19 protein-coding genes and 1 pseudogene are annotated in these 17,514 nt (G+C 72.3%); 8 read left to right on the top strand and 12 right to left on the bottom strand.

Annotation, left to right across the window (positions count from 1 at the left end):
• Positions 1-32: 32 nt before the first annotated feature.
• Positions 33-476 (top strand): flagellar assembly protein FliX, encoded by a 444-nt coding sequence (locus H7965_RS00470; protein WP_186768553.1) that lies wholly within the window; start codon positions 33-35, stop codon positions 474-476.
• A 133-nt stretch (positions 477-609) separates the two neighbouring features.
• Positions 610-1,026 carry an RNA polymerase-binding protein DksA gene (gene dksA, locus H7965_RS00465; protein WP_390624544.1) on the top strand — a complete coding sequence of 139 codons (417 nt, stop codon included), beginning with the start codon at positions 610-612 and terminating at the stop codon, positions 1,024-1,026.
• A 123-nt stretch (positions 1,027-1,149) separates the two neighbouring features.
• On the opposite strand, the gene grxD is transcribed toward dksA, so the two are convergent.
• From grxD to purB, 10 genes are all read right to left on the bottom strand, one after another.
• Complete coding sequence (gene grxD / locus H7965_RS00460) at positions 1,150-1,488, bottom strand: Grx4 family monothiol glutaredoxin (RefSeq protein ID WP_186768552.1); 339 nt, start codon at positions 1,486-1,488, stop codon at positions 1,150-1,152.
• 101 nt (positions 1,489-1,589) lie between these two features.
• Complete coding sequence (locus H7965_RS00455; RefSeq protein ID WP_186768551.1) at positions 1,590-1,823, bottom strand: BolA family protein; 234 nt, start codon at positions 1,821-1,823, stop codon at positions 1,590-1,592.
• Positions 1,824-1,841: 18 nt separating this feature from the next.
• Positions 1,842-4,055, bottom strand: a complete 2,214-nt coding sequence (gene purL, locus H7965_RS00450; protein WP_186768550.1) for a phosphoribosylformylglycinamidine synthase subunit PurL — start codon at positions 4,053-4,055, stop codon at positions 1,842-1,844.
• A 7-nt stretch (positions 4,056-4,062) separates the two neighbouring features.
• Entirely contained in the window at positions 4,063-4,761 is a 699-nt protein-coding gene (gene purQ, locus H7965_RS00445; protein ID WP_186768549.1) for a phosphoribosylformylglycinamidine synthase subunit PurQ, read from the bottom strand.
• Positions 4,762-4,807: 46 nt separating this feature from the next.
• Positions 4,808-5,044 (bottom strand): hypothetical protein, encoded by a 237-nt coding sequence (locus H7965_RS00440; protein WP_186768548.1) that lies wholly within the window; start codon positions 5,042-5,044, stop codon positions 4,808-4,810.
• Positions 5,045-5,047: 3 nt separating this feature from the next.
• On the bottom strand, positions 5,048-5,287 hold the full coding sequence (purS, locus tag H7965_RS00435) for a phosphoribosylformylglycinamidine synthase subunit PurS (RefSeq protein ID WP_186768547.1): 240 nt from the start codon (positions 5,285-5,287) through the stop codon (positions 5,048-5,050).
• 55 nt (positions 5,288-5,342) lie between these two features.
• Positions 5,343-6,107: a phosphoribosylaminoimidazolesuccinocarboxamide synthase gene (purC, locus tag H7965_RS00430; protein WP_186768546.1), complete on the bottom strand. Its 765-nt coding sequence runs from the start codon at positions 6,105-6,107 to the stop codon at positions 5,343-5,345.
• A 148-nt stretch (positions 6,108-6,255) separates the two neighbouring features.
• Complete coding sequence (locus tag H7965_RS00425; RefSeq protein WP_186768545.1) at positions 6,256-6,999, bottom strand: NRDE family protein; 744 nt, start codon at positions 6,997-6,999, stop codon at positions 6,256-6,258.
• A gap of 170 nt (positions 7,000-7,169) precedes the next feature.
• The gene (locus H7965_RS00420) at positions 7,170-7,454 is read right to left on the bottom strand and encodes a hypothetical protein (protein WP_186768544.1); all 285 of its coding nucleotides are present in this window, start codon (positions 7,452-7,454) and stop codon (positions 7,170-7,172) included.
• Positions 7,455-7,628: 174 nt separating this feature from the next.
• Positions 7,629-8,966: an adenylosuccinate lyase gene (gene purB, locus H7965_RS00415; protein WP_186768543.1), complete on the bottom strand. Its 1,338-nt coding sequence runs from the start codon at positions 8,964-8,966 to the stop codon at positions 7,629-7,631.
• Between the two features lie 193 nt (positions 8,967-9,159).
• Between purB and H7965_RS00410 the strand changes: the two are divergent.
• The 3 genes and pseudogenes from H7965_RS00410 to H7965_RS00400 all read left to right on the top strand — a co-directional run.
• Positions 9,160-9,789: pseudogene (locus H7965_RS00410) on the top strand (TerC family protein); the annotation flags it as partial.
• Positions 9,790-10,324: 535 nt separating this feature from the next.
• A complete protein-coding gene (locus H7965_RS00405) occupies positions 10,325-10,903 on the top strand; it encodes a hypothetical protein (RefSeq protein ID WP_186768541.1) in 579 nt (192 codons plus the stop codon).
• Between the two features lie 46 nt (positions 10,904-10,949).
• The gene (locus H7965_RS00400) at positions 10,950-11,849 is read left to right on the top strand and encodes a methyltransferase domain-containing protein (protein ID WP_186768540.1); all 900 of its coding nucleotides are present in this window, start codon (positions 10,950-10,952) and stop codon (positions 11,847-11,849) included.
• Positions 11,850-11,885: 36 nt separating this feature from the next.
• Here the strand turns inward: H7965_RS00400 and H7965_RS00395 are convergent, their stop codons facing one another.
• Complete coding sequence (locus H7965_RS00395) at positions 11,886-13,070, bottom strand: DUF2336 domain-containing protein (protein WP_186768539.1); 1,185 nt, start codon at positions 13,068-13,070, stop codon at positions 11,886-11,888.
• Positions 13,067-14,479, bottom strand: coding sequence for a sensor domain-containing diguanylate cyclase (locus tag H7965_RS00390; protein ID WP_186768538.1), 1,413 nt, complete (start codon positions 14,477-14,479; stop codon positions 13,067-13,069). The genes H7965_RS00395 and H7965_RS00390 overlap by 4 nt, the downstream gene beginning before the upstream one ends.
• A gap of 142 nt (positions 14,480-14,621) precedes the next feature.
• Here H7965_RS00390 and dapD point away from each other — a divergent pair, with 142 nt between their 5' ends.
• From dapD to H7965_RS00375, 3 genes are all read left to right on the top strand, one after another.
• Entirely contained in the window at positions 14,622-15,458 is an 837-nt protein-coding gene (dapD, locus tag H7965_RS00385) for a 2,3,4,5-tetrahydropyridine-2,6-dicarboxylate N-succinyltransferase (protein ID WP_186768537.1), read from the top strand.
• A gap of 104 nt (positions 15,459-15,562) precedes the next feature.
• Entirely contained in the window at positions 15,563-16,708 is a 1,146-nt protein-coding gene (gene dapE, locus H7965_RS00380; protein WP_186768536.1) for a succinyl-diaminopimelate desuccinylase, read from the top strand.
• 47 nt (positions 16,709-16,755) lie between these two features.
• Positions 16,756-17,313, top strand: coding sequence for a hypothetical protein (locus tag H7965_RS00375; protein ID WP_186768535.1), 558 nt, complete (start codon positions 16,756-16,758; stop codon positions 17,311-17,313).
• Positions 17,314-17,514: the final 201 nt, after the last annotated feature.

Genomic DNA, 17,514 nt, shown 5'->3' with positions numbered 1-17,514 from the left:
TTGCCGGGCCGGCGGGGCAGAGGAGGCAGGAAATGCGTGGTGTCGGCAGGGCGGGCGGCGGTGCGCCAGCGGGCGGGGCAGTGGGCGGGGCAGTGGGCGGGGTGCGAGGGGGGCGGACCGGCGGGGGCTTCAGCCTGCCGGCCGCGGGCAGCGGCGCAGGCGCCGGGGTAGCCGCGGTGGCGCCGGCCGGCCCGCTCGGGCTCGGCCTGCTCGCCCTGCAGGAGGGTGGGGAGGCAGCCCGACGGGATGCCGCGGCACGGCAACGGGCCGAGTCGCTGCTGGAGGAACTGGCCGGGCTGCAGCTCGATCTGCTCGCCGGTGGCGTCGACCCGGCGCGGCTGGAGCGGCTGGCGGCGCTCACGCCGGGGGATGCGGGGGCCGACCCCGAGCTACAGGTAGTGGTGCAGGGGGTGGTTCTGCGCGCTCACGTAGAAATCGCCCGCCGCGGCGGGAACCTTTTCGTGTCGGCTGAATGAAAACCACGATCTATCAGGAATTTGCGAGGTCGCAACCCCTTGGCGTAGGGGAGGGCACACCTGTATGGTCCGGCCCGCCTCGGGAGCCGGAGCGACGGGCCCGGACCTTCGGAGGCTTGGGGCCGTCCAGAACATGCTGATAACGCTGCCGCCAGACTACCGACCCACTGACGACGAAGAGTTCATGAACGCGCAGCAGCTGGCATATTTCCGCCAGAAGCTGCTGCGTTGGCGCCAGGACCTGCTGCGCGAGGCAGGAGATACCCTGGCAAGCCTTTCGGCCGGCGGAATCACCGAGGCCGATCTGACCGACCGGGCCAGTGTCGAGACCGACCGCGCGCTGGAGCTTCGCACCCGGGATCGGGCACGCAAGCTGATCTCCAAGATCGATCAGGCGATCGAGCGGATCGAGAACGGGACCTACGGCTATTGCGAGGAAACCGGGGAGCCCATCGGCCTGCGCCGCCTGGAAGCCCGCCCGATCGCCACCCTGTCCATCGAGGCGCAGGAGCGGCACGAGCGGATGGAGCGCGTCCACCGCGACGACTGAGGCCCTGGCGCCCCCGCCAGGGCAGGCTGACCGTTCAAGGTCAGCCCGCTACCGCAGGCCCGGACGCATCCGCCTCCGGAGCCATCGTCCCGCGCAGGCGCTGCCGGCCTGCGTGGCGCCGCATCAGGCCTCGGCGGCGACCGGGACGCCCTTGTCCTTCAGCATGCTCTGCAGCTCACCGGCCTGGAACATCTCCATCACGATGTCGCAGCCGCCGACGAACTCGCCACCGACATAGAGCTGCGGGATGGTCGGCCAGTTGGTGTAGGCCTTGATCCCTTCGCGGATTTCCATGTCCTCGAGCACGTTGACGCCCTTGAAGGGCACCTGGAGGTGGCTGAGGATCTGCACCACCCGGGCGGAGAAGCCGCACTGCGGGAACACCGGGGTGCCCTTCATGAACAGCACCACGGGGGTCGCCTTGATCTCGGCCTCGATGCGCTCGAATGCGGGGTTGGTCATGCTCTCTTCCTCACTTCGCTCGGAAGCGCGGCCGATTCACGCTTCGCTGCTGGCTGACGCAGTGCTGCTCCGCGATCGGGCGCGCGGGGCTTGGTCCAGGTTCAGGCAGGGGCCGAGGTCTGCAACGCCAGGGCGTGCAACTCGGCACCCATGCGGCCACGCAGGGCGGCGTAGATGAGCTGGTGCTGCTGCACCCGGCTCTTGCCGCGGAAACTCTCGGAGACGACCGTGGCGGCGTAATGGTCGCCATCCCCGGCCAGATCCTCGATGGTCACCTGCGCGTCGGGCAGCGCCGCCTTGATCAGCGCCTCGATCTCTCCCGGCTGCATCGCCATCCGTCCGCGCTCCTCGAATCAACCATCGGCCATCAGTGCTGGCAGGGTGCGCTCATGCGCCTCCTGCAGCCTGGCCACCGATATGGATGGGCCGCCGGCCAGAACCAAGGCCTCCCCGCCGCTGCGGCCGATACGTGTGGCCGGCACCCCCGCGGCGGCGGCCTCGGCCAGCAGCGCCGCGCCATCCGTCACCGCCAGAAGGTAGCGCGCCTGATCCTCGCCGAACCAGTGGGCATGGGCGGGCAGGGCGGCGGGGGGCGGCAGCAGGGTGGCGCCGGTATCGCCGGCCATCGCCATCTCGGCCAGCGCCACCAGCAGCCCGCCGTCCGAAAGGTCGTGGCAGGCCTTCACCGTCCCGGCCAGGATCCGGCCGCGGACGAAATCGCCGTTGCGGCGCTCGGCGGCGAGGTCGACCGGCGGCGGTGCCCCGGCTTCCTGCCCGGCGATCTCGCGCAGCCAGAGCGACTGGCCGAGCCAGCCCCGCGTCTCGCCAATCAGGACGAGATCGAGCCCCGGTGCCAGCGCCAGCCCGACCGCCTGGGCCACATCCTCCAGCACCCCGACGCCGCCGATGGCGGGGGTGGGCAGGATCGCCCGGCCCTCGGTCTCGTTGTAGAGCGAGACATTGCCGCTCACGACCGGGAAGTCGAGCGCGGTGCAGGCCGCCGCCATGCCGCGCACGGCGCTGGCGAACTGCCCCATGATCTCCGGCTTCTCGGGGTTGCCGAAATTCATATTGTCGGTGATCGCCAGCGGCTTCGCGCCGACCGCGGTCAGGTTGCGCCAGGCCTCCGCCACCGCCTGGGCGCCGCCCGCCTCGGGGTCGGCCAGGCAGTAGCGCGGGGTGCAGTCGGTGGTCATCGCCAGGGCGCGGCTATGGTCCTCGATGCGGACCACCGCGGCGTCGGCGGCGCCGGGGCGCTTCGCCGTCTGGCCCCCGACCATGCTGTCGTACTGGTCCCAGATCCAGCGGCGGGAGCAGAGGTCGAGGCTGCCGACCAGCTTCAGCAGCGCCGCTTCCGGCCCCAGCGGATCGGCGACCGAGGCGGCATCCAGCACCGGCAGCTTCGGTGTCTCGGCGGTCGGCCGGCGATACAGCGGTGCCTCGCTCTCCAGCGGGGCGAGGGGGATGTCGGCTTCCAGCGCGCCCTTGTGGCGGATGGTGATGCGGCCGGTGTCGGTGATGTGGCCGATGACCGCGAAATCCAGCTCCCACTTGGTGAAGATCGCCTCGGCCACCGCCTCGCGGCCGGGCTTCAGCACCATCAGCATGCGTTCCTGGGATTCCGACAGCATCATCTCATAGGCGCTCATGCCGGTCTCGCGCTGCGGGACGTCGTCCAGCACCAGCTCGATCCCGACGCCACCCTTGCCGGCCATCTCCACGCTGCTGCTGGTCAGGCCGGCGGCACCCATGTCCTGGATGGCGACGATGGCGTCGGTCGCCATCAGCTCCAGGCAGGCCTCGATCAGCAGCTTCTCGGCGAAGGGGTCGCCGATCTGCACGGTGGGGCGCTTCTCCTCGCTGTCGGCGGAGAATTCGGCCGAGGCCATGGTCGCGCCATGGATGCCGTCGCGGCCGGTCTTGGAGCCGACATAGACCACCGGATTGCCGACGCCGGCGGCGGCGGAGAGGAAGATGCGGTCGGCCGGGGCGATGCCGACGGTCATGGCATTGACCAGCGGGTTGCCATTGTAGGCCGGGTGGAAATTCACCTCGCCGCCCACGGTCGGGACGCCGACGCAATTGCCATAGCCGCCGATGCCGCGCACCACGCCATCGATCACCCGCTTCATCCGCGGCGCATCCGGCGTGCCGAACCTCAGGGCATTGAGGTTCGCAATGGGCCGGGCGCCCATGGTGAAGACATCCCGGAGAATGCCGCCGACGCCGGTCGCGGCACCCTGGTAGGGCTCGATGAAGGAGGGGTGGTTGTGGCTCTCCATCTTGAAGATGGCGGCCAGCCCCTCGCCGATGTCGATGACCCCGGCATTCTCGCCCGGCCCCTGGATCACCCAGGGCGCCTTGGTCGGCAGCTCGCGCAGCCAGACCCGGCTCGATTTGTAGGAGCAATGCTCCGACCACATGACGCTGAAGACGCCGAGCTCGGTGAGCGAGGGCGTCCGGCCGAGGATCGCCAGCACGCGGTCGTACTCATCCGGCTTCAGGCCGAATTCGGCGGCGAGCTGCTTGGCCCGGGCGGGGTCGAGGAGGGCAGGGGTGTCGGTCATGGAATCCTCAGGCCGCGGCGAAATTCTCGGCCAGGCTCTCGAACAGCGGCAGGCCGTCGGTGCCGTCGATCAGCGGGTCAACCTGGTTCTCCGGGTGGGGCATCAGCCCCAGCACCCGCAGGTTCGGCGACAGCACGCCGGCGATGCTGCGGGCGCTGCCGTTGCGGTTGGCCGCGGCGGTCACCTCGCCCTGCGGCGTGGCGTAGCGCAGCGCGACCAGCCCCTCGCCCTCCAGCCGGTCGAGGGTTGCGTCATCGGCGAAGTAATTGCCGTCACCATGGGCCATGGTCGCGCGGAACACCTGGCCGCGCTGGAAGCGGTTGGTGAAGGCGGTGTCGGCGCGCTCCACCTTCATCTGGCAATCCATCGACAGGAAGCGCAGCGAGGCGTTGCGCAGCAGCGCCCCCGGCAGCAGCCCGGCCTCGGTCAGCATCTGGAAGCCGTTGCAGACGCCGAGCACATGGCCGCCGCGCGCCGCATGCGCCTTCACCGCCTGCATGATCGGGCTCTGCGCCGCCATGGCGCCGCAGCGCAGGTAGTCGCCGTAGGAAAAGCCGCCCGGCAGCACCACCAGGTCGAGCCCCGCCGGCAGCGCGGTGTCGCGGTGCCACAGCATCTGCGGCTTGCGGCCGGTGACGCGCGCCAGCGCCAGCGCCATGTCGCGTTCCCGGTTGATGCCGGGGAAGAGGATGATCGCAGCCTTCATCGCGGGTTACTCCCTGAACCCAACATCATCAGCCGGCGCGCGCCGCTCATTCGCTCTGCCAGACCCGGAGCCAGTGCAGCCCGCCGAGCACCAGCAAGGTCACCACCACCGCGAGCGTCGCCGCGGTCAGCCAGCGGTTCAGCTTGTGCTTCTGCGCCGCCACCCAGCCACGCCGCGGCGCGGGCACCGGCTTCAGCGCCCCGACCCGCTCCTCCCGCCAACGCAGCCCGATGCTGATCAGCACCGTCAGCACCGCCATGATGAGGAGCGAGGTCTTGACCATCGCTCAGGCCAGGCTGACCGAGAAGCTCTCGATCACCGTATTGGCCAGCAGCTTGCGCGCCATCTCCTCGGCCGCGGCGCGGGCCTTGGCCGGGTCGGTCTCGGCCAGCTCCAGCTCGATCACCTTGCCGGCCCGCACCTCGCCGACGCCGGCGAAGCCGAGCCCCGCCAATGCGTGGCCGATCGCCTTGCCCTGCGGGTCCAGCACGCCGGTCTTCGGCATCACGGTCACCAGCGCCTTCATCCAACCCTCCGATAATCGGCCGCGGCGCCCGGCGCCCGGCGGCAGGTGGCGACGATCACTGGATCGTCTCCGGCCCCTTCATGTCCCGCACCCCCGCCTCCGGCAGGATGCCGAGGCGGCGGGCGACTTCCTGATAGCCTTCCTCGACCTTGCCGAGGTCGCGGCGGAAGCGATCCTTGTCCATCTTCTCGCCAGTCTTGGCATCCCAGAGGCGGCAATTATCCGGGCTGATCTCATCGGCCAGGACAATGCGCATCTCGTCATTCTCGTACAGCCGGCCGAATTCGACCTTGAAGTCGACCAGGGTGATGCCAACGCCGAGCAGCAGGCCGGAGAGGAAGTCGTTCACCCGAAGCGCCAGCTGGACCATGTCGTCGAGGTCCTGGGTCGCTGCCCAGCCGAAGGCGGTGATGTGCTCCTCGCACACCATCGGGTCGTTCAGCGCGGCGTTCTTGTAGTAGTACTCCAGGATGGAACGTGGCAGCCGCGTGCCCTCGGCGATGCCGAGCCGGCTGCTCAGGCTGCCGGCCGCGACGTTGCGCACCACCACCGCCAGCGGGATGATCTCCACCTCGCGGATCAGTTGCTCGCGCATGTTGAGCCGGCGGATGAAATGGGTCGGGACGCCGATCTCCATCAGCCGGGTCATCAGGTATTCGCTGATGCGGTTGTTCAGCACGCCCTTGCCGGTGATGGTGCCCTTCTTCTGCGCGTTGAAGGCGGAGGCGTCATCCTTGAAATACTGCACCAGCGTGCCGGGCTCGGGGCCTTCGAACAGGATCTTGGCCTTGCCCTCGTAGAGCTGACGGCGTCGCGCCATGGTGGGAAACTTCCTTCTCTCGGCCGGGGGGGAGCCTTGGCCCGGAGCCAGGGCAGGGCACCGGAGGCGGCCGGCTCGCTGGCGAGGGCGGTATAGCAAGCGGCCGGCCATACCGCCACGGGCGGGGAGCCTTGGCCTGAGCGGCCGCTCAGACCGCCACCGGCACGAAGGGCGCCGCCCCGGGCGGGCCATCGGCGAAGCGCCAGATCACCCTGCCATCGGCGCCGAGCGCCAGCAGGCTGGCCGAGACCGTGCCGAAGCCGCCAAGCGGCGGCACCCGCAGCGCCGCCCCGCGTGGCACGGTCTCGTCGCCGCTGGTGTCGCCATCGGCCAGCAGCTCCTCCCATCCCGCCCAGTCACCGCGCAACGGGTCGGGTGGCGGGGCGGCCTGGAAGCGGGGCAGGTGGCGGGCGGTGCGCGGGCTTGAGAGGTCGTTCGGGTCATGCGCGGTGACCATGCTGACCCCCTCCGGCAGCGGCGCCGCCGTCACCTGGCCCAGGCCGAGGCCGCGCAGGAAGAAGGCCTCGTTGCGGTCCGCGACCACCATGTTGAAGGAGCGCCATTGCTCGGCCGGCAGGGCGGTTATGGCGGCGGCGGCGGCGGCGGCGCTGCTTTCCTCCAGCGCCCGCAGCGGCAGCTCGCCACGGGAGCGCTTGCCCGGCGCCGGCCCCAGGCTGGCCGGCCGGTTCAGCACCGTGGCGACCACTCCGGCGCGGTTCACCGCCATCCAGGTGCCGCCGCCGGTGCGGTCGCGGCCGCCGACCACACCGGGCCGGTCCGGCCACCAGGGGCCGGGCCGGTCGGCCGGGCGGTCCAGAAGCTCGTCCCGGTTGGCGGCGATCAGCACCGGCCAGGCATGGCCCGGCCGGCGGAGCAGGATGACGGTGCACATCCCCACCGGGATAGAACAGCACGGGCGAGGAGGAAACGGCTAGCGAACGGATGCCGTCGGCCGGAAATCCTGGAGCCTGACGGCTTCAAGCCGAAGCCATCAGGCCCCCGGCCCTGTTGGTGACCGCGTGATTCACGCCGTCGGTTGTTTCAACCTCGAGCGACCACGCTCTAGCGGATGTAGATGCCGAGGCCCGGGGGGGGCGGCGCGTAATACACCGGAGGCGGTGGCCGGTAGTAGTAGGGTGGTGGCGGCCGGTAATAAGCCGGCGGTGGGCGGTGGTAGTAGCGGGGCGGCGGCGGCCGGTAGTAGTAGCTCGGCGGCGGCCGGTGGTGGCGGTGGTGCCGGTAATGGCCGTAGCCCCGACCCTCGCCATGCGCCTCGGCGGCCATGGGCATTGCCAGCGCGGCCATCACTGTGAAACCGGCGACTAGTCCTGTGCGGAGGGCCCGCATCACACTGATCTCCTTGTTGGCCCCACAGATAGGTACGGCCTGCGGCGGAATCGCGGCAGCGTCGCGGCAGGCTCGCGGCAGCACGGCCGGCCGGGCCGGCGCCACCTGCCTAAGCCCCTGAATTGGCCAACAAATTCAAAAACGACGCCGCGGCTGGCGTGGCCGGCCAGCGAATCATACCGTCGTGAACACCCGGGCGAAGACGGTGTCGACATGGCTGAAGTCGCGCGCCGGATCCATCGCCGCCGCCAGACTTGCGGCATCCAGCCGGGCCGCGACCGCGGGGTTGTCCAGCAGGTGCTCGGCGAAGCTGCGGGCGCCCGGCTTGCCGAGCCCGGTCCAGGTCGCCATCGCCGCCGCCTGCACCGCGGCATAGGCCTCCTCCCGGCTCAGCCCGGCCTGGGTCAGCGCCAGCAGCACCTTCTGCGAATGCACGACGCCGCCCAGGCTTTCCAGATTGGCCGCCATCCGCTCCGGGTAGACGGTCAGCTTCTCCATCATCCCGGCCACCCGCACCAGGGCGAAGTCGAGTGCGATGCAGGCATCGGGGGCGATCACCCGCTCGACGCTGGAATGGCTGATGTCGCGCTCATGCCACAGTGTGACGTTCTCCAGCGCCGGGGTGACGTAGCCGCGCACCAGCCGGGCGAGGCCGGTGAGGTTCTCGCTCAGTACTGGGTTGCGCTTGTGCGGCATGGCGGAGGACCCCTTCTGGCCGGGGTGGAAGAACTCCTCCGCCTCCCGCACCTCGCTCCGCTGCAGGTGGCGCACCTCGGTCGCCAGCCGCTCGACCCCGGCCGCCACGACGGCGAGCGCCGCGAAGAAGGCGGCGTGCCGGTCGCGCGGGATGACCTGGGTGGAGACCGGCTCGACCGCCAGGCCGAGCTTTCCGGCGACATGCTCCTCCACCCGCGGGTCGACGCTCGCGAAGGTGCCGACCGGCCCGCTGATGGCGCAGGTGGCGATCTCCGCCCGTGCGGCGACCAGCCGGGCCCGGTTGCGGGCGAACTCCGCGTAATGCCCGGCGAGCTTCAGGCCGAAGGTGCTCGGCTCGGCATGGATGCCGTGGCTGCGGCCGATGGTGGGGGTGTAGCGGAACTCCTCCGCCCGCTGCCGCAGCGCCGCCAGCACGGCATCCACATCGGCGATCAGCAGATCGGCGGCGCGGGTGAGCTGCACCGCGAGGCAGGTGTCGAGCACGTCGGAACTGGTCAGCCCCTGGTGCATGAACCGCGCCTCCGGCCCGATGCCCTCCTGCATCCAGGTCAGGAAGGCGATGACGTCATGGCGGGTGACCCGCTCGATGGCGTCGATCGCCTCGACCGCCCCGGGGCCGATGCTGGCGGCGCGCGGGGTGCCCTTCTCGCGGATCACCCGCGCCGCCTCGGCCGGAATGGTGCCGAGCTGGGCCATGGCCTCGGCGGCCAGCGCCTCGATCTCGAACCAGATCCGGTAGCGCTCCTCGGGGGACCAGATCGCGGCCATCTGCGGGCGGGTGTAGCGGGGGACCATGGCAGGCGGGCTCCGGAACCTCGGGGCGCGGCAGGCGATGCCGCAGTGTCTCCTCTCGCTCAGCAGGGCCAGGGATGCAAGCGCACCCCGGTCCGCCGCACGGCGCCGATGGGGTTGCAGAAAAATGTGTGACCCTTTATTTCACCGCGCCTTACTTTTTACCCATTCCTCCAGCGGTCAGGACGGCTGAGACATGTTGGAAATGCTGCCCATATGGCTGCAGCCACTCGCGATGGTGCTGTTCATCGACGTGGTCCTGGCAGGCGACAATGCCGTGGTGGTGGGAATGGCCGCGGCCGGCCTGCCGCCTGACCAGCGCCGGAAGGCCATCTTCTGGGGAATCATCGCCGCGACGGTGATGCGCATCGCCTTCGCCTCCATCACAGTCCAGCTCCTCTCCATCGTCGGCATCGTGCTGGCGGGCGGCGTGCTGCTGCTCTGGGTGTGCTGGAAGATGTACCGCGAACTGCGGGAGGGTGGGAACGACCACGCCGACGAGGTTCACGACGCCGCGGCGCTGGAGGGAGCGCCGGCAGGCCCGCCGCGCAAGACATTGCGCCAGGCCATCCTGCAAATCCTCGTCGCCGATGTCTCGATGAGCCTCGACAACGTGCTGGCGGTGGCCGGCGCCGCGAAGGATCATCCCTACATTCTCATCGTCGGCCTCGCGGTTTCGGTCGTGCTGATGGGCGTCGCCGCAACGCTGATCGCCAACCTGCTGCACAAGCACCGCTGGATCGCCTGGGTCGGCCTGCTGGTCATCCTCTACGTGGCGATCGACATGATCTGGGAGGGCACGCATCAGGTCGCCGGCCAGGTGCCGGGTGCCTATGCCTTCCTCATGCTGCCGCTCGGCTACCTCGCCCTGCCGGGGGTCTTCCCGGCATGGATGTGGGCGGCGGCGACAGCGGGCCAGGTTGTGGTCATAGCGATACTGGCGACGCTGGCCTCCGGGCTGGTCCGCCGCGACGGTAATCACCCGGTCGCCGCACACGTGCCGGCCGCGCCTGCGCCCACCGTGCACGCGCCGTCCGCGCACTCGCCGTCGGCGCAAACGGCCGCCGCGCACCCGGCTTCCCCGCACTAGGGCGGTTTCGCGCTGGATGGAAACACCCTGCGCGAAACGACCCCAGGGGACCGGAAGCAACCTCCGCGGTGAGGCCGCGGGGGGGCATCTCCCCGCTGCTGGATCATTCATGTCGGCGCCGCGCTGATCAGCTACATTGGTCTCACGATGATCCAAGAGGATGCGCACCGGCTGTACGGCCAGGGTCCTGCCACGCTGCAGCAGCGTGCCGCGCCCGCGATGCACGCCGCGGCCGCCGTGCCGATCCGCCTGGGCTGAGGCGCGGAGGTTGATGCGCTGGCTGGCGTCACTGCCACTCCTGCTCGGGCTTGTCGCCTGCCAGGCTCCGACCCAAAGCGGCCCTGACGAGGTGGCGGCACAGCCGAGTCTCGCCACCCTCGCCGACCGCCTGCCGGAGGAGGCCGCCGACTTCCGTCGTGGCGCGGTGGTGCCGCGCCCCGATGGCGGCCTTGAGATCGGCTACCGCACCACGGGCCGCACTGCCGCCGGCGCCATGGTGGCGCTCTACCGCCCGGCCGGCCCGGCGGATGCGGCGGCGGTGGAAGCGGCTCTCGAGGATCTGCTGCGGGATGCGTTGCTGCCGCGACCGACCCGCAACCTGCGGGAGATCGGCCGGCTGACCCTGCCGGATCCGCGGCCTGAAGCCGGGCCGGGCGCCGCCCCGCCGGGGTTGCGCTGCGCCGAGACCGCCGGCCGCTACGGCCGCGAAAGGGTGGCCGGGCTGCTCTGCGCCGGGGCGGCGGGCGGCAGCCTGCTGCGCCTGCGGATCGGGATGCCGGACCGGGATCCGCCGCCCGGCGATGCTCGGGCCTTCGCCGCCGCGATCCTCGCGGCGCTGCGCGGCTCGTGACCTTGACCCCGGTGCAAATGCAGCCGCGCCCTCCCACCTGCGGCGAATGAGCACCGCCGCCGACCCGATGCGGGTCTTCGACCGCCGCCTGCACCGCCGCCGGCGCGATCGCGCCGCCGCCACCGTGGGGCAGGTGGCGCCGATCCTTGACGCCGCCGCCGAGCTGCTGCTGGACCGGCTGGACGACACCACCCGCCGCTTCACCCGCGCCCTCGACATCGGCGGGCGCGGCGTGGTCGCGCCGAAGCTGCGCGACCGTGGCATTCCCTTCGTCGTTTCGATGGATCTCTCCGCCCGCATGGCGGCGGGTGCCGGCGGCCTGCCGCTGGCCGGTGACGAGGAATGGCTGCCCTTTGCGCCGGAGAGCTTCGACCTGGTGGTGGCCAGCCTGTCGCTGCATTGGGTCAACGACCTGCCCGGCGCGCTGGTGCAGCTTCGCCGGGCGCTGCGGCCGGACGGGCTGTTCCTGGCCAGCCTGCCCGGGCTCGGCACGCTGCAGCCGCTGCGCGAGGCGCTGGCGGCGGCCGAGAGCGAGCTGCGCGGCGGCCTCTCCCCCCGGATCTCGCCCTTCCCGGAGCTGCGCGACCTGGCCGGGCTGCTGCAACGCGCCGGCTTCGCCCTGCCGGTCGCCGATGCCGGGACGCTGCCGCTGGCCTATCGCTCCGCCATGGCGCTGTTCCACGACCTGCGGGCGGCGGGCGAGACCAATGCGGTGCTGGCGCGCGATCCGCGCTGCCCGCCGCGGGCGCTGCTGCCGCTGGCGGCGAGCCGATTGCCGGAGCGCGACGGGGTGATCCCGGCCGAGCTGCGGCTGCTGGCGATGACCGGCTGGGCCCCGCATGAGAGCCAGAGCCGCCCGGCCCGCCCCGGCAGCGCGAACGCAAGGCTGGCGGAGGCGCTGGGGGTGGAGGAGCGCAGCGCCGGCGAGAAGCCGGGCCTTCACTGAAGGCGGCCAGCCGCGAGTGTCGCTTGCAGGGCAGCGTCACGCCTCCGGCTCCTCCAGCAATTCCAGTTGCCACCGCATCTCGGATTCGCTGAGCGGCCAGCCGCCGCCGGGGCTCGGGGCCAGGGCGGTGGTCGGGCTGACCTGGCCGAGCACGGTCTGCGCCAGGGTCGCCGCCCGCGGTGCGAAGCCGGCCTTCCAGCAGAGGCTCACCAGCCCCTTGGCGCTGCGCAGCCGTACCGCCCGGCCCACCATGGCCGCCGGCACCCCGGCCGCCTCGGCCAGTGCTTCGGCCATGACCGAGAGCGCGCCCTGGAGCCCGGCATTCTCGAACACCGCCTCCGGTGTCTGCCCGCCTGCGGGCGGCGGCGCCTCCAGCCGCCGCTCCACCCGCTCGCGCAGCGCCCGGGTCACCGCGGTGTCGAGGTCGGGGCGCGCCGCCAGCGCTTCCAGCAGATGCTCGGCGACGAAGCCGGCCAGCCTGCGGGCGGCGCCCGGCGGCAGCACCGGCCGGCGCACCAGCGGCGCCTGCCAGGCGAGATGCTGCGCCGCGCCGAGGATGACTTGGTCGAGCGCCGCCTCCCGGATCGCGGCGGAGCGGTTCTCCAGCAGCGCCGCCACCGGGGCGACGGCGCCGGTGCTGACGATGGCATCCGAGAGCCGCTCGCTCAGCGCCGGGCGGCGGGCGATGGCGGTCAAGGTCGCCGGCGCCGGAGGATCGGCGATCAGCGCCAGCAGGTCGGCCTCGGTGAGCTGGGGCGAATGGCGGATGACCGGCTCCGCCACCTCCATCGCCGCATCGCGGGCGAGGCGCAGGATCAGCGCCCGCGGCGCATCCGGCAGCGCCTTCAGCTCCTCGGCGATGACCCGGCGGACGGTGACGGCGGCATCCGCCACCAGCGCGTTCAGCGTCTCCCACCCCAGCCGCTGGCGGCGGTCCGCTGCCCCGGCGAGCTGCGGCGCCCGGGGGGCGAGCTTGCGGCCCAGCTCGGCCCGCACCCCCGCATCGCCATCCCCGGCCAGGATCCGGTCGGCCGGCTGCGGCGTCGCGGCATTGGCGGCGACCGCGGCGCGCACCCGGGCGGCGCGGTCGGTGGCGAGGAAATAGAGGATCTCCGGCGCCGCATCCCGCCCCCCGGCCAGCGCCACCCGGGCGGCCTCGCTACCCTCGGCGGCAATGCGCTTGGCCGAGTCGCTCACCTCCGGGGCGGCGGTCGCGCTCATCCGGCGGGCTCCGTGGCGCCCGCCAGCCGCCAGCCGCCGCGTCCGCCGCGCTTCACCGCGTACATCGCCGCATCGGCTTCCGCGAGCAGCTTGTCCGGCGCCGGGCGGGTGTCCGGCGGGCGCACCGCGCAGCCGATGCTGAAGCCGAGCGCCGGCCCGGTGCGGCCCGCCGGCCAGGGCCGGATTCGCGCCGCCGCCGCGCCGATCGCCGCGGCGCGCCGCGCCGTCGCCGCCGCATCGGCATCCTGCAGCCAGAGGGCGAACTCATCGCCGCCGAGCCGCGCCGCCAGATCCACCGGCCGCACCATCTCCCGTAGCACCCCGGCGACGGCGACCAGCGCCGCATCCCCTGCCTCATGCCCGAGCGCATCATTGATCGGCTTGAAATGGTCGAGGTCGATGAACAGCAGCGCCCCGGTGCCGCCCGCCTCCCCCGGGCGGTCAAGCCGGCGGCGCAGCTCCTCCATGAAGGCGCGGCGGTTGAGCAGCCCGGTCAGCGCATCGGTCCGCGCCTGCAGCTCCAGCTCCCGCTGCAGCACCTGGTTGCCGAGCGTGACGAAGAGCAGGTCGGATATGGAATGCAGCAGGTGCCGGTCGTCGGCATCGAAGGCGCGCGCCCCGGCCGCCCGCCAGGCGAGCAGCCCGTGGCAGGGTGGGACCCGGTGCGGGCTCGGCAGCAGCGCCAGCGGCTCGTTGCCCGGGCCGGTCCGGAAGCTCGGCTGGGCGCCACCGAGCAGCGGCGCCAGCGCCGGCAGCAGCGGCGCGGGGTCGGCGCCATGCTGCTGGGTCACCTGCACCCTGCCTTCCGGGCCGAGTTCCAGCATCGCCGCGCCGATGCAGCCGAGCACCGCGGGCAGGGCCTCCAGCGCGGTGGCCAGCATGCGCGGCGCCAGCACCTGGCGGCGGACCCGGCGCACCAGGGTCTCCAGCGCCTCGGCCCGGCGCAGGGCGGCAGCCTGCGCCTCGGCCTCCTGCACCTCGGCGGTGATCTCGCGGCCGCAGCCGCGCAGCCCGGCGAAGCCGCCGCCCACATCGGCCAGCGGGGCGACGGCGAAGCTGAAGCAGCCCGGCGCGTCGCCGGCATGGCGCAGCCAGGCGCGCAGGCCGCGCAGCGGGCGCCGCAGCCCGAAGGGATCGGGTTCCGGCTGCTGCAGCAGCAGCTTCCCCGGCCGGCCGAGCAGCGCCGTCACCGGCCAGCCGCGGCAGGGGTCCGGCGCGAGGAAGGTAAGGCGGCCGGCGGCATCGGTCTCGAAGGCGATATCGGTGGCGAGGCTGGCGAAATCCCGCCAGCGCTGGCGGGATTCGAGCAGCGCGGCGTGCAGCCCGGGCGCGGTCCCGGCGGCATCGGCGGGCGGTAAGGGCGGGCCGTCGGTGCGCCGCTTCGGGCCGGTCGGGTCGGCTTGGTGCATGCGCGGCAGTTTCAGCCGGGCGGGTGAAGATGCGGTTATCGATATTCCGCACCCGTTACTGCCGGCGCCTACGCCCCGCTCCGTTGACATGCGCCGCCGGGCGTCGGCATGGTCCGCGGCCTTTCGCTCGGGATCTCGCCTCATGGACCACGCCACGCTGCAACCGCGCATCGAAGCCCTCTGGGCCCGCCGCGAGACGATCTCCGCCGCCACCGGCGGCGAGGAACGCGCCGCGGTGGAAGCGGCGCTGGAGGCGCTCGACACCGGCGCCGCCCGGGTCGCCGCGCCGGACGGGAAGGGCGGCTGGACCGTCAACCAATGGCTGAAGCAGGCGGTGCTGCTGTCCTTCCGCCTGACCGATTCGGCGCCGATGGACACCGCCGCGGGCGCCTATGACAAGGTGCCGCTGAAATTCGCCGACTGGGGGCCGAACCGCTTCCGCGAGGCCGGATTCCGCGCCGTCCCGGGCGCCGTCGTGCGGAAATCCGCCTACATCGCCCCGGGCGCGGTGCTGATGCCGAGCTTCGTCAACGTCGGCGCCTGGGTCGGCCGCAATACCATGGTCGACACCTGGGCGACCGTCGGCTCCTGCGCGCAGATCGGCGCCAACGTCCACCTCTCGGGCGGTGTCGGCATCGGTGGCGTGCTGGAGCCGCTGCAGGCCAATCCGGTGATCATCGAGGATGACTGCTTCATCGGCGCCCGCTCCGAGGTGGCCGAGGGCGTCGTCGTCGAGCGCGGCGCGGTACTTTCCATGGGCGTCTTCCTCGGCGCCAGCACCAAGATCATCGACCGCGCCACCGGCCAGGTGCACATCGGCCGGGTGCCGGCCTATTCGGTCGTTGTCCCAGGCAGCCTGCCGGGCAAGCCGCTGCCGGATGGCTCGCCGGGGCCGAGCCTCTACTGCGCCGTCATCGTCAAGACGGTGGATGCGCAGACCAGGGCGAAGACCTCGATCAACGAGCTGCTGCGCGACTGAGCCGGCGGCGGCCGTGCCTCGCGGCGCGGCCAGGGAAAGGCGCAAGGCCGGCGCGGCGGCGCCCGCCCGCCGTGCCGCCGCGCCATGACAATGAGGAGCCTTGCGTGAAGCCCACCCCCGGCAACCAGCCGACCGACCCGCTGCCGCTCGCCCAGGCGTTGATCCGCTGCCCGAGCGTGACGCCGGCCGACGCCGGGGCGCTCGGCGTGCTGGAGGCGGCGCTGGCGCCGCTCGGCTTCGCCTGCCACCGGCTGCGCTTCGGGGAGATCGAGAATCTCTACGCCCGGCGCGGTACCGAGGGCCCGCATTTCTGCTACGCCGGCCACACCGATGTGGTGCCGCCGGGCGAGCAGGGCTGGGACGGCAGCCCCTTCTCCGGCGAGGTGCGGGGCGACGTGCTTTATGGCCGCGGCGCCTGCGACATGAAGGGTGGCATCGCCGCCTTCGTCGCCGGGCTGACCGACTACCTGGCGGTGCATGGCGACCGCCCCGGCAGCATCAGCCTGCTGATCACCGGCGACGAGGAAGGCCCGGCCCGGGATGGCACCGTCAAGGTGCTGGAATGGATGGCGGAGCGCGGCGAGATCCCGGACATGGCGCTGGTCGGCGAGCCGACCTCGCGCCTTGCCCTCGGCGACATCGTCAAGGTTGGCCGGCGCGGCAGCATGACCGCCTGGATCACCCTGTTCGGCACTCAGGGGCACAGCGCCTATCCGCAGCGGGCGGACAACCCGATCCATCGCCTGATCCGCGTGCTGCACCGGCTGACCGCGCAGCCGATCGACGGCGGCAGCGAGTTCTTCGAGGCGACCACCTTGCAGGTGACCGGCTTCGATGTCGGCAACACCGCCAACAACGTCATTCCCGCCGAGGCGCGGGCGATGCTCAACATCCGCTTCAACGACCTGCACAGCAGCGCCAGCCTGACCGAGCACCTCCACGCCGCGCTGCGGACCGAGGAGGCGCGCTACGAGATGCGCGTCGAATGCTCCGGCGAGAGCTTCCTGACCTCGCCCGGACCCTTCGTCGATGCGCTGAAGCGCGCGGTCGAGCGCAGCACCGGCGCCACCCCGGCGCTCGATACCGGCGGCGGCACCTCGGACGCCCGCTTCATCGCCCGCTACTGCCCGGTGGCCGAGCTCGGCGGGGTCGGCGCCACCATGCACAAGGTGAATGAATGCGTGCCGGTCGAGGAGCTGCGCGCGCTGGCGGCGCTCTACCGCACCGTGCTCGAGGAGGCCTTCGCCTGAGCGGGGCAGGGGGTACACCGCCGGCCGGGCAGCCGCCGCCGCTGCGGATGGTGATCGAGGCCGGGCTGCGCGGCGCCTTCATGCTGGCGCGCGGCCGGCCCGACGGGCTGATGCTGATCGAGGACACGCCGGCGGGCGCGCTCCGCAGCTTCTGGGCGGCGGCGATCTGCCTGCCGGCCTTCCTCGCGCTGCGCCTGCACGCCTGGTCCGCCACCGGCGGGCCGGCCGGGCCGTTCGGCACGGTGCTGGTGGTGGAGCTGATCGGCTATGCCGTCGCCTGGGCCGGCTTCGCCCTGGCCTCCCGGCCCCTGGCGGAGGCGGCGGGGCGGCAGGCGGAATGGCCGCATTTCCTCGCCGCCTGGAATTGGGCGAATGCGGTGCAGTACCTGGTGCTGATCGGGCTGACGGTGCCTGGCCGGCTCTTGCCCGACCCGATCGGCTCCGGCCTTGGCCTGGCGGCGCTTGGCTACGCGCTGTGGCTGGAGTGGTTCATCACCCGGACGGCACTCGGGGTCAGCGGGTCACGGGCGGCGGGATTCGTGGCACTGGATCTGGCGGTCGGGCTGATGGTGAATGTCGTCGTCGTACGGCTGAGCGGCGGATAGCCGAACAGGGCAGTTCCGACACCTCCACCGTCGTGGCGACCAGCCCGCAGGCAGACATGGACAGCACGCGGTTCAGCGGGAGTAGGGCGGGTCGGGAAAGCCGCACCATCAATCCGGCTGAAGGCGGAGACGCCGATCGCCCTGCCGGCCCCGGCCGAGGCGGTGCTGCCGGACCGCGAGCGGCTGGAGGCTTGGCCGCGG

This window comes from Siccirubricoccus deserti (genome assembly GCF_014283215.1).
In the GTDB taxonomy this organism is placed as follows: Bacteria; Pseudomonadota; Alphaproteobacteria; order Acetobacterales; family Acetobacteraceae; genus Siccirubricoccus; species Siccirubricoccus deserti.
Note: the sequence above shows the minus strand (reverse complement) of the source record. Positions and strands in the feature narration are given on the sequence as shown.

Bases quoted from the DNA above. Each gene is read 5' to 3' on its own strand.
- H7965_RS00470 (WP_186768553.1), top strand. From the start codon at position 33: ATGCGTGGTGTCGGCAGGGCGGGCGGCGGTGCGCCAGCGGGCGGGGCA.
- dksA (WP_390624544.1), top strand. From the start codon at position 610: ATGCTGATAACGCTGCCGCCAGACTACCGACCCACTGACGACGAAGAG.
- grxD (WP_186768552.1), bottom strand. From the start codon at position 1,488: ATGACCAACCCCGCATTCGAGCGCATCGAGGCCGAGATCAAGGCGACC.
- H7965_RS00455 (WP_186768551.1), bottom strand. From the start codon at position 1,823: ATGGCGATGCAGCCGGGAGAGATCGAGGCGCTGATCAAGGCGGCGCTG.
- purL (WP_186768550.1), bottom strand. From the start codon at position 4,055: ATGACCGACACCCCTGCCCTCCTCGACCCCGCCCGGGCCAAGCAGCTC.
- purQ (WP_186768549.1), bottom strand. From the start codon at position 4,761: ATGAAGGCTGCGATCATCCTCTTCCCCGGCATCAACCGGGAACGCGAC.
- H7965_RS00440 (WP_186768548.1), bottom strand. From the start codon at position 5,044: ATGGTCAAGACCTCGCTCCTCATCATGGCGGTGCTGACGGTGCTGATC.
- purS (WP_186768547.1), bottom strand. From the start codon at position 5,287: ATGAAGGCGCTGGTGACCGTGATGCCGAAGACCGGCGTGCTGGACCCG.
- purC (WP_186768546.1), bottom strand. From the start codon at position 6,107: ATGGCGCGACGCCGTCAGCTCTACGAGGGCAAGGCCAAGATCCTGTTC.
- H7965_RS00425 (WP_186768545.1), bottom strand. From the start codon at position 6,999: ATGTGCACCGTCATCCTGCTCCGCCGGCCGGGCCATGCCTGGCCGGTG.
- H7965_RS00420 (WP_186768544.1), bottom strand. From the start codon at position 7,454: ATGCGGGCCCTCCGCACAGGACTAGTCGCCGGTTTCACAGTGATGGCC.
- purB (WP_186768543.1), bottom strand. From the start codon at position 8,966: ATGGTCCCCCGCTACACCCGCCCGCAGATGGCCGCGATCTGGTCCCCC.
- H7965_RS00405 (WP_186768541.1), top strand. From the start codon at position 10,325: ATGCGCTGGCTGGCGTCACTGCCACTCCTGCTCGGGCTTGTCGCCTGC.
- H7965_RS00400 (WP_186768540.1), top strand. From the start codon at position 10,950: ATGAGCACCGCCGCCGACCCGATGCGGGTCTTCGACCGCCGCCTGCAC.
- H7965_RS00395 (WP_186768539.1), bottom strand. From the start codon at position 13,070: ATGAGCGCGACCGCCGCCCCGGAGGTGAGCGACTCGGCCAAGCGCATT.
- H7965_RS00390 (WP_186768538.1), bottom strand. From the start codon at position 14,479: ATGCACCAAGCCGACCCGACCGGCCCGAAGCGGCGCACCGACGGCCCG.
- dapD (WP_186768537.1), top strand. From the start codon at position 14,622: ATGGACCACGCCACGCTGCAACCGCGCATCGAAGCCCTCTGGGCCCGC.
- H7965_RS00375 (WP_186768535.1), top strand. From the start codon at position 16,756: ATGGTGATCGAGGCCGGGCTGCGCGGCGCCTTCATGCTGGCGCGCGGC.